Genomic DNA, 10,313 nt, shown 5'->3' on the forward strand with positions numbered 1-10,313 from the left:
GAGGGAACATGGATCAGTTGGCACTCAAGGCAATCGAGCGCATCGCCGCCGAAAAGCGCGCGCCGTACCAGCGCATCACAGTCGACCGGATCACGCCGATCATCGGTGCCGAAATCGGTGGCGTTGACCTTTCGCAACCGCTGGATGACGAACAGCTCGCGGAGATCCGCCGGGCCTTTCTGGAAAACCATGTGCTGGTGTTCCGCGATCAGCATCTGACGGTGGAGGAACACAAGGCGTTTGGCCGGTTGTTCGGCGAGCTGCGGGCTTTACCGGTGGAGGATATCGACGGCGACGATCCGGAGCTGGTGGTGATCCGCGCCAATGCGCAATCGCGCTACGTCGCCGGAGAAACCTGGCACACCGACGGTACGGCGGACCTGGCGCCGTCCATGGGTTCGATGCTGTACGTCAAGGAAACCCCGGCCATCGGTACGGGCGGCGATACGCTGTTCGCCAACATGCACCTGGCGATCGAAATGCTCTCGCCGGCGATGCAGCAGTTCCTCGGCGAACTGACTGCGATTCACGACGGTGCGATTCCGTGGAAAGGCTATGAGGCGCCGGCCAATCTGCCCAGGACTGAACACCCGGTGGTGGTGCGTCACCCGGAAACCGGGCGCAAATCCTTGTTCGTCAACTCCGGGTTCACGTCGCACATCGTGCAGTTGTCCGGTGGCGAAAGTCAGGTGCTGCTGAACATGCTGTTCGACCTGGTGGCACGGGAGCCGGTACTCAGTTGCCGCGTTCGCTGGGCGCCGAACACGCTGGTGTTCTGGGATAACCGCTGCACCCAGCACCATGCGGTGTGGGATTACTTCCCGCACTCGCGCTATGGCGAGCGGGTGACGATTCTCGGGACGCAGCCCAAGGCCTGAAAACATCAGAGGGAGCAATTTGCTCCCTCTTTTTCTAGACGCCGCGACGGATCAGTTGCTCGACAATCAACTCACCGAACGCGAGATTGCCGTGCAGCGGGTCATCCTCTTCGCAGAACGCTTCACGCTGAAAACCCTGCTCATCGTTCGCCGCCTCGCGCACATCGATCAGCTCGACGCCAAGCCCTTGCAGGCGTTCGATCAACAGCGATTGTGCAGCCATGAATACACGCGGGTCGGACAGTTCGGGCACCCGTTGCGGCGGCAGCACGGCGAAGACCTTGAGCTTCAGCGCCAGGGCCTGTTCATGGAAGGCCAGGGCGGGGCGGGACAAGGTGTCGATGACAGTCTCGAACAACGGCCCGGCGAGAAACCCTTCATCGAACTCACCTTGCGCATTCTGGTAACAGGTCCAGTTCGCTGCGGTGGCCAGATAATGCAGGCTCAGGCCGATGGTGCTCACCAGCGGCACGCCGACCTTCGCCAGTTGCGGCGCTTGGAGCGTGTCGAGGGCCTGGCGATACAGCCGATCCATCTCGGCATCGCGAAAGACCACGTCATGCCGGGTCAGGCTGAAGAAATCGATCGCAAAATCCCGACCGGTTCCCAAAGGTCCGCCACCGAAAGACAGTTCACGGGCCCGCGCTGCCTTGCCGATTACACCGGCATGGGAGTCACCCAGCAGCAGAAACCTAGGCGTAGTAATCGAGTACGGCGTCTTCACAGACAAGATCCTCGCTGGACACACTAGTGGAGGTGCTTGGCGCCTGCACCGACTGGACGGCTTGAAGTCCGGCAAAAAATTGCTGCATCACGAATGCCACGCCGTCTGGCGTGACTTCCCGCTGGTTGGGTTGGTAAAACGCGCCTTTGAACGGGGTGCCGGTGATGATTTCGTAGGACGGGAAATAGTCGACGTCGGGCAGGTCTTCACACAATTGCCCGGCAACGGCGCGCAGCACCGATTTGGAATAGGTCGTGGCGCTCAGTACATGCTCCCCGGTGGCGGTTGCCGTCAGGGGCACCGGCGAAACGGTGAGCAGCAGGCGCAGTTGCGGGTTGATCGAGCGCATCAATTCCACAGCCCGGAGCATGTCGCCATAGGTGTCCATGAAACCGAAATTGCAGAATCGGTGGCGCAGCGGATCGAAAGTGCCACGCACGGTGCCGGGACACACGGGATATACCAGACCGGTCTGCCGATGTTGCCAGGCTTCGGTCAGACCCAGGGTGAAGACGAAAACCCTGGCCCGGCGCAGCCCTTCGCGGATGGCGTCGAGGGTGATTTCCCGCGATTCGGACAGGGCCTGTTCGCTGGCGAATCCGTCGGGCTCCACGGCGGGGCGGAACGGGTCGAAAAAACGCCCGTCATGAGCCCAGGTTTCATCGGGCGGTGCGCTGACGCCCAGTGCCCATTCAAGCCATTGGCAGAGCATGGCCGGGGTGTACAGATTGCCGGTGCGGAAGGAAAACACCCCATAGTTGCGGGCCTTCCAGTCAGCCTCGGGCAATGCGTCCGGGGCGGGCTCCGCGTCCAGCCAGTTCATGCCGCGCTCCACCAGTGCGCGACCGATGTGCTGGGCGAAACAGGAACCGGCGGTGACGATGGCGTCCTTGTTGCCGATCTCGAACTGGGGCGTCCACAGCTCACCGATGTCCGGCGCGGACCTGTCGGCCACGGCGGTACGCCAGAAGGCGCGGGGGGGAAGACATTGATAGGGGTTCATGACGAAAGGCCTCCCTGGCGAGTCGTTGAGCGCAAGGCTCAGCGTATTTGATAGTGATAGATCAGATCGTCGTACCACCGATCACCGATCCGGTAGGCCTGCGGCTCACGGCGTGCGAACACAAAGCCGCATTTCTCCAATACCTTGCAGGAGGCGATATTGCCGTCGGTCACGGTCGATTCCAGCGAGTTCAGCCCGATGGCGGCGGCGTAGTCGATGATCGCCTTGCGCGACTCGGTGCCGAACCCCTTGCCCTGATGTTCAGGCAACAGCAGGCATCCGACTTCGGCATGACCTGGCGACATAATGCGAAAACCGGTCACGCCCAGTTCGTGACCGCTGGCTCGCTCGGTGACCACCAGGCACAGCCAGTGCTCCGACTGCGGATTCCAGGCCGGGAGCCGATGCTCAAACCCCTTGCGCACCTGTTCCTCGGCAATTTCGCCGAATACGTATTGCATGGTTTGTGGTTCGCAGTGCAGTCGAAGGAACAACGGCCAGTCGGATTCGGCCATCGTGCGCAGGTCAAGCCGTTCCGTGGATAGCTCGAGCATCCACCGCTCCTTGCAAGGATGGAAAGGGAGAGGGTTTTTTACTGGGTGTGGAAGGAAAGATCAATGAGCGGATGGGCAGAGAGTGGATGTTGCAGCCGTTGTCGGCGGTGTGGAGAAAAGCGTTCGCGTGAGCAACGCTTTTCTCCGGATGTGCCGGTCAGCCCGCCAGTGTCGCGCCAGTTGCGCTTCGGGGTGGCGGATACGCAGCACGTAACGTTCATGCACCACGATGTTTTGCGAGTAGCCGCCGAGGGTCCAGCCGGGGGCGTCCGGGGTCGGGAAGTTATAGGTGCCGATCATGCCGTCGCAGTAGTTTTCCAGACCGGTTTCGCAGTCCTCGCAGTGTTTGCAGCTGTCGACGATGCAACCGACACCCACCAGGTCGCCGACCTTGTAAGCGGAAACATGACCGCCGAATCACGCCCGACGATTTCGTGTCCCGGTACGCAAGGGAATTGCGTGCCGGCCCACTCCGATCGCACCTGGTGCAAGTCGGAGTGGCAGATGCCGCAGAAGGCGATATCGATCTGGACGTCATGGGCTGCCGGGGCGCGGCGATGGATCTGCAGGGGCTCAAGGGGTTTGTCGCCCGCGTGGGCACCGTAGGCTTGTACAAGCATGGGAACGTCCTCGATGGATCTTTCGGAGGGGCATCTTCCCGCCCTGCGCTTGCGGTCTGATAGTGTATTTCTGTGGATTACTTGCCTGATCCTGTTCGGCCAAGGCGGGTTCATGGGATACCTTTTTTCCGAGCAGCGTTACCTGCGTGCAGGAAAGAAGGTATCCAGTGAAACTTAGCTGAGCCTGAGGGGCACTCGATGGTTAGCGCAGCGGCACGTAAATATCCGTTTGCCACTGCTCCTGCGGGATCTCGGGGCTGATGCTCAAGTACTCGAAAAACAGCGGGTGATCGCGCAGTTCTTCGCCGCTGGCGGGCAGCCAGTTGCGGTAGACCGGGTAGATGCTTTCGCCGATGTGATCGGTGGGGCCTACATGACGCACCACGGCGCAACGCCCCGCAGGAATACCGAGTTCACCCACGTTGAACTCATTCGGTGCCACGGCTTCGCGGATTTCGCCACAGATCGCAAAATGAAAGTCTTCCGGCGGCGTCGTATCGGGGTTGCCGTAAGGGATGCCAAATGTGCGACTTGAGGCCACCGGTGACTGCCCGCTCTGCTGGCGCCACTGGATGAAGCGTTGCACGCTTTGATTGACGAGGCCCGGAGGCCCACGGTGATCGAGTGCCGCGACCCGGACTCCGGGGAAATCGACGATTCGTACCTGCATGGCGATGCTCCTTGAAAAGTGAGGAATGGCGAAGACCGTGTGCCAGACGCTCCAGTCCGGAGCCTTGCGAAATGCCCCCGGCGAGGTGCCGAAGTCGCGCTTGAATGCCCTGGAAAACGCTTCAGGGCTTTCAAAGCCGGCATCGAACGCCGCGTCCATCACCGAATGGTCGGGCAGGGTGGTCAGACGGTGCGCGGCCCGGCGCAGGCGCATCAATTGCACATAGCGCGAGACGGGCACGCCGACGTATCCCGTGAACTGCCGGTGAAAGTGGAACTCGGAGAAGTTCGCCACCCGGCTCAGCGCTTTCACCGACAGGTCGCCCTCAAGATTGGCGTCGATGTAGGCGAGTACGACGGCGAAGCGCTTCGCGTAGGCAGATTGCATGGGTGTGTCGGGCACGCAGTGAAGCTCCTGGAGTAACGGTCGGCCCTAGAATCGTCGAAAGCGGCGTACCGATACCTAGCCGGACTTGCTCAGGGTTGACCTCTTCAGGCATTACAGCCGAACGCCCCTTCACGAATCAATCGCGCGCCTGAGCGACGATTGCAAAGTTGCCCGGTGCTTTCTCCAGCAATCCAAGGAATCGCACCAGATCCACCGTGCTGCCATCGACGTTCAGGTCTTTGGAGGTGAGGGCATCCTTGAACCCCGCCGTACCGCCCAGCAATTGCACGAAAAGATCTTTGGTGACGCTCAGCGTGGCGTTGGCATTGGTGGCCGGCGCACCCCGGCGAAAGTGCAGGACGGCGTTCTCGATCCACAGCACGAACGATTCCTGCGTGTCGGTCAGTTGCAGATTGAAGGTCCAGTTCTTGCCATCCGCCGCCGGCCCGTCGAGGCTGGCGGCCATGGCTTCGAGGAAGCGTTCGGTGGGTGTCTGCTTCATCAGCTCGATCAGGTCCGAGCGGCGCACGCCTTTGTCCGGCGGGCCGTTGCGTAGCTCCTGGGCGGCGGTCAGGTAGCTGTTGCGCCAGGTGGCTGACTCCGATTGATAGCCCAGCTGTTCGTAGGACCTGGCCAGCAGTTCCTTGGCGGCCTTGTCGTCGGCCTGGTCGAGGACGGCTTGATCCAGCAGCTCGGCGACCCAGCGGTATTCACCTTTGTCATAGGCCACGCGTGCGGCCTCGAGCACTTTGGCGTTGCCGCCCATCAACTCGACGTAGCGTCTGGCGGACTCCCTGGGGGGCAGCGGATTCAGATGCGCCGGGTTGCCATCGTAGGCGCCGAGGTACATCTGGTAGATCGCCTTGACGTTGTGTCGCACGTCGCCGTAATAGCCGCGGGTGCCGAAGTACGAGGCCAGTGAATCGGGTAACTGGATCTTCTCGGCGATCTCGCCGGGCGTGTAGCCGGCGTTCATCAGGCGCACGGTCTGGTCGTGCATGTATTTGTAGACGTCGCGGTGCTTGGTGATGAATTCGCGGATGCGCTCGTTGCCCCAGACAGGCCAGTTGTGCTGGCCGAAATAGACTTCGGTGTCGCCCAGTTCATCGAGGGCGATCTGCGCGTAGTCGGACCAGCGCAATGCATCACGAACCTTGGCGCCACGGATCGGCAACAGATTGTGCATGGTCTGCGCCAGCAGTTCTGCGCCGCCATAAGCCTTGCGCTCAGGGATCGTGAAGGTCAGTTCGGCCGGGGCTTCGGCGCCCGGTATGTTGTGGAACACGAAGGTCACGCCGTCGAGCACCAGTTCCTGCGCCGGCTGATCGATGATCTGCGTCGGCGCCAGAATGCCGATGCTGCCGTAGGCGACGTTTTTGCCCAGCCCGGTATCCACCATGCCGGTGGCGCCCGGCCTCAGATTCTTGCCGAACTGATACATCGAACGGCGCGACATGGCAGGTCCCGCCAGCACATTTTCGCTGGTGGCTTCCTCCATGAACCCGGCAGGGGCCACCACGGGAATCTTGCGCTCGGCGACTTCCGCGACCGAGGTAATGCCCAGTACGCCGCCGAAGTGGTCGGCATGGTCGTGGGTGAAGATGATGGCAGTCACGGGGTTGTCGCCCAGTTGCGCGCGGGCAAAGGCCAGGGCAGCGGCGGCGGTTTCTTTCGAGGTCAGCGGGTCGACGACGATCCATCCGCTCTTTCCCTCGATCAGTGTCATGTTGGCGATATCGAAACCGCGCAACTGATAAATGCCATCAGTGACCTTGAACAGCCCGATCTGCGCGTTGAGCATCGCGTGGCGCCACAGGCTGGGGTTGACCGTGGCGGGGGCCTTGCCTTCGACGAATCTGAACGCATCGAAATCGATCAGTACAGAGCCGTCGGAACCGAGGACCTGGCCGGTCGGTCGGGCGATCAGACCGCGCCGGGCGTCTTCCATGTCACGACTGTCGTTGAGGTTCAGGCCTTTGATCGAGGCTTCTATCACCGCCGCAGTCGCAGGCGTCGCTTGGCTATTGGCAACGCTGGACGGTTTGTCACAACCGGCGAGGGAAACCAGTGTCAGAGCGATCAGTGTGTGAAAGGTCGGTCTCATTCTTGTTGTTCTCCGAGGATCGATTGATCAGAGAGTAGGGAGGTGGGTGCGATGTATCCAATGCATTGTTTACATCCGGATAATGCGTGGCTAGCATCGGCCAGATGGATCTCAAACGACTGACGCACCTGCTGGCCCTCGCCGATGAACGCCATTTCGGTCGCGCCGCCGAACGCGTGCATCTCAGCCAGCCGGCCCTGAGCCGCAGCATCCAGGCACTGGAAAGCGAAACCGGTCAGCGTCTGTTCGACCGTGACAGCGGTGACGTACGCCCGACGCCGGCAGGGGAGTTTCTGATCGAGCGGGCGCGACGGCTGTTGTTCGATGCCCGTTCTCTGGAACGGGACCTGGCGCTGTACGGCGATGGCCGGCTCGGCAACCTTGCATTCGGCGTCGGGCCGTTTCCGGCGGCGATGTTGATGCATCAGGTCGTGCCGCGATTGCGCCGGGAATATCCGGAAGTCACCCTGCGGGTAGAGGTCAATAACTGGCAGATTCTTGAGGCCCGATTGCGGGACGAGGCAATCGAGTTTTTCGTCGCGGACATTCGTAACTTTTCCGCCGAGTCCGATCTGCGGATTCAGTCGCTGGGCCAGGCTTCGGCGGGTTTTTTCGTCAGGCCGGAACATCCATTGGCCGGACGCCAGGTGACGATGAGAGATCTGGAAGTCTACGGCATCGCCACGACGCGCCTGCCGACCGTGGTGAAGGACGAAACGGCACGTACCCTCGGTATCTCCACTCGCCAGGCATTGCCTCTGGCGCTGGAGTGTGACGACGTGGCTTTGCTCAGGACGGTGGCCTGTTCGACGGATACGATCCTCGGCGTGATACACGGCGCCGTGGCTGAAGACCTGCGCATTGGCAAACTGATCGAACTGCAGGTCGTGGACCGGCCTGGATTGCATTCCGAAATCGGTGTCGTCAGCCTGCCCAACCGAAGCCGGTCGCCGACGGCTCGCTGCGTGATCGACGCCATCGTCGCCGAAATGGCACAGCGCAACGACTCGACCTGAGCGGCGCTCCGGTCGGCGGCCAAAACGCCAAAGCACAAGACTTCCCGCTCAAAAACCGGATAATGGCGGCCATTCTGTTCAGCTCGCTATTCTGGTAGTCCCCCATGGAAATCAAGGTCAACTTTCTCGACAACCTTCGACTTGAAGCCAAGTTCGACGACTTCACGGTGGTGGCCGACCAACCGATCCGCTACAAGGGCGATGGTTCGGCGCCGGGTCCGTTCGACTACTTCCTGGCTTCGTCGGCGCTGTGTGCGGCGTACTTCGTGAAGCTGTATTGCGAAACCCGCAACATCCCGACCGATAACATCCGCCTGTCGCAGAACAACATCGTTGACCCGGAGAACCGCTACAACCAGATCTTCAAGATTCAGGTCGAGCTGCCGGCAGACATCTCCGACAAGGACCGCCAGGGCATCCTGCGTTCCATCGACCGTTGCACGGTAAAGAAAGTCGTCCAGGCCGGTCCCGAGTTCGTGATCGAAGAAGTGGAAAACCTCGACGCCGACGCACAGGCACTGTTGATGCCGGGCGCCAGTTCGAGCACGAGCACCTGCATTCCGGGCAAGGATCTGCCACTGGAGCAGACCATCGCCAACATGTCGGGCATCCTCGCCGACCTCGGCATGAAGATTGAAATCGCGTCGTGGCGCAACATCGTGCCGAACGTCTGGTCGCTGCACATTCGCGATGCGCACTCGCCGATGTGCTTCACCAACGGTAAGGGCTCGACCAAGGAAAGCGCATTGGCTTCGGCGCTGGGCGAGTTCATCGAGCGCCTTAACTGCAACTTCTTCTACAACGATCAGTTCTGGGGGCTGGATCTGGCCGATGCGCCGTTCGTGCACTACCCGGACGAGCGCTGGTTCAAACCGGGCCGCAACGATGAGCTGCCAACCGAAATCCTCGACCCGTACTGCCTGAAGATCTACAACCGCGACGGCGAGTTGCGCGGCTCGCATCTGATCGACACCAACTCGGGCAATGAGGAACGCGGCATCGTTTCGCTGCCGTTCGTACGTCAGTCGGACGGTGAAGTGGTGTACTTCCCGTCGAACCTCATCGAGAACCTGTACCTGAGCAACGGCATGAGCGCCGGCAATACCCTGGCCGAAGCCCAGGTGCAGTGCCTGTCGGAAATCTTCGAACGTGCGGTGAAACGCGAAATCATCGAAGGCGAATTCGCGTTGCCGGACGTGCCGCAGGAAGTATTGGCCAAGTACCCGGCGATCATGGCCGGCATTCAAGGCCTGGAAGCCCAGGGCTTCCCGGTGCTGGTGAAGGATGCGTCGTTGGGCGGCGAATTCCCGGTCATGTGCGTCACGCTGATGAACCCGCGCACCGGCGGTGTGTTCGCCTCGTTCGGCGCACACCCGAGCTTCGAAGTGGCGCTGGAGCGCAGCCTGACCGAGCTGCTGCAGGGCCGCAGCTTCGAAGGCCTGAACGATCTGCCGCAGCCGACCTTCGAAGGTCACGCGGTCACCGAACCGAACAACTTCGTCGAGCACTTCATCGACTCCAGCGGCGTGGTGTCGTGGCGCTTCTTCAGCGCTCAGGCGGAATACGAATTTGTGGAGTGGGACTTCACCGCTCAGGGAGAAAACTCCAATGCCGAGGAGGCCGAAACCCTGTTCGGCATCCTCAAGGGCATGGGCAAGGAAGTGTACATGGCGGTGTACGAGCACATCGGCGCCACCGCTTGCCGCATCCTGGTGCCGGACTACTCGGAAATCTACCCCGTGGACGACCTGATCTGGGACAACACCAACAAGGCGCTGTTCTTCCGCGAAGACATCCTCAACCTGCATCGCTTGAATGAAGAAGAACTCCAGTCTCTGGTCGAGCGTCTGGTGGAAAGCGAACTGGACGACTACACCGATATCACCACGCTGATCGGCATCGAGTTCGACGACAACACCGTGTGGGGTCAACTGACGATTCTGGAACTGAAACTGCTGATCTGGCTCGCCCTGGGACAGATCGAGGAGGCTAAAGAGGCGGTGGAGATGTTCCTGCAGTACAACGACAACACCGTCGAGCGGGGGCTGTTCTATCAGGCCGTCAACGGGGTGCTGGAGATGCAACTGGACGAAGATCTGGAACTGGCCGACTACGAAGCCAACTTCCGCCGCATGTTCGGCAACGAACGGATGGATGCGGCGATCGGCTCGGTGGACGGCAGCGTACGCTTCTACGGTTTGACGCCGACCAGCATGAAGCTCGAAGGCCTTGATCGCCACCTGCGACTGATCGACAGCTACAAGAAACTGCACGCGGCCCGGGCCGGCGTGAAGACTTCGTAGCGCTGAAAGCGGCAATAAAAAGCACCTTCGGGTGCTTTTTTGTTTTTACGATGG

Annotated in this window: 9 protein-coding genes and 1 pseudogene (1 of these 10 only partly in view); 4 read left to right on the forward strand and 6 right to left on the reverse strand. The window is 61.0% G+C overall.

What is annotated here, in order from left to right; all coding sequences use genetic code 11:
- Positions 1–8: 8 nt before the first annotated feature.
- Positions 9–878 (forward strand): TauD/TfdA dioxygenase family protein, encoded by an 870-nt coding sequence (locus NWV16_RS12055; protein ID WP_260523201.1) that lies wholly within the window; start codon positions 9–11, stop codon positions 876–878.
- Between the two features lie 34 nt (positions 879–912).
- Here NWV16_RS12055 and NWV16_RS12060 read toward each other — a convergent pair whose 3' ends face one another.
- The 6 genes and pseudogenes from NWV16_RS12060 to NWV16_RS12085 form a co-directional block, all read right to left on the reverse strand.
- Entirely contained in the window at positions 913–1,602 is a 690-nt protein-coding gene (locus NWV16_RS12060; protein WP_260523202.1) for a hypothetical protein, read from the reverse strand.
- A complete protein-coding gene (locus NWV16_RS12065; RefSeq protein ID WP_260523203.1) occupies positions 1,571–2,605 on the reverse strand; it encodes a GSCFA domain-containing protein in 1,035 nt (344 codons plus the stop codon). Before NWV16_RS12065 ends, NWV16_RS12060 begins: the two co-directional genes overlap by 32 nt.
- A 38-nt stretch (positions 2,606–2,643) precedes the next feature.
- Complete coding sequence (locus tag NWV16_RS12070; RefSeq protein WP_260523204.1) at positions 2,644–3,159, reverse strand: GNAT family N-acetyltransferase; 516 nt, start codon at positions 3,157–3,159, stop codon at positions 2,644–2,646.
- Between the two features lie 159 nt (positions 3,160–3,318).
- Positions 3,319–3,779: pseudogene (locus tag NWV16_RS12075) on the reverse strand (alcohol dehydrogenase catalytic domain-containing protein); the annotation flags it as partial.
- 202 nt (positions 3,780–3,981) lie between these two features.
- Entirely contained in the window at positions 3,982–4,836 is an 855-nt protein-coding gene (locus tag NWV16_RS12080; protein ID WP_260523510.1) for a GyrI-like domain-containing protein, read from the reverse strand.
- A gap of 136 nt (positions 4,837–4,972) precedes the next feature.
- Positions 4,973–6,940, reverse strand: a complete 1,968-nt coding sequence (locus tag NWV16_RS12085; RefSeq protein WP_260523205.1) for an alkyl/aryl-sulfatase — start codon at positions 6,938–6,940, stop codon at positions 4,973–4,975.
- An 86-nt stretch (positions 6,941–7,026) separates the two neighbouring features.
- Here NWV16_RS12085 and NWV16_RS12090 point away from each other — a divergent pair, with 86 nt between their 5' ends.
- The 3 genes from NWV16_RS12090 to NWV16_RS12100 form a co-directional block, all read left to right on the forward strand.
- A complete protein-coding gene (locus tag NWV16_RS12090) occupies positions 7,027–7,956 on the forward strand; it encodes a LysR family transcriptional regulator (protein ID WP_260523206.1) in 930 nt (309 codons plus the stop codon).
- A gap of 104 nt (positions 7,957–8,060) precedes the next feature.
- Positions 8,061–10,259 carry an OsmC domain/YcaO domain-containing protein gene (locus tag NWV16_RS12095; RefSeq protein WP_260523207.1) on the forward strand — a complete coding sequence of 733 codons (2,199 nt, stop codon included), beginning with the start codon at positions 8,061–8,063 and terminating at the stop codon, positions 10,257–10,259.
- A 39-nt stretch (positions 10,260–10,298) separates the two neighbouring features.
- Positions 10,299–10,313 carry the start of a hypothetical protein gene (locus NWV16_RS12100; RefSeq protein WP_409519358.1) on the forward strand. It continues 183 nt past the right edge of the window, so 15 of the gene's 198 nt are visible here — the first part of the coding sequence; it begins with the start codon at positions 10,299–10,301; its stop codon lies beyond the right edge, outside the window.

The sequence above is a fragment of the Pseudomonas sp. BW7P1 genome (assembly GCF_024981055.1).
GTDB lineage: Bacteria > Pseudomonadota > Gammaproteobacteria > Pseudomonadales > Pseudomonadaceae > Aquipseudomonas > Aquipseudomonas bananamidigenes.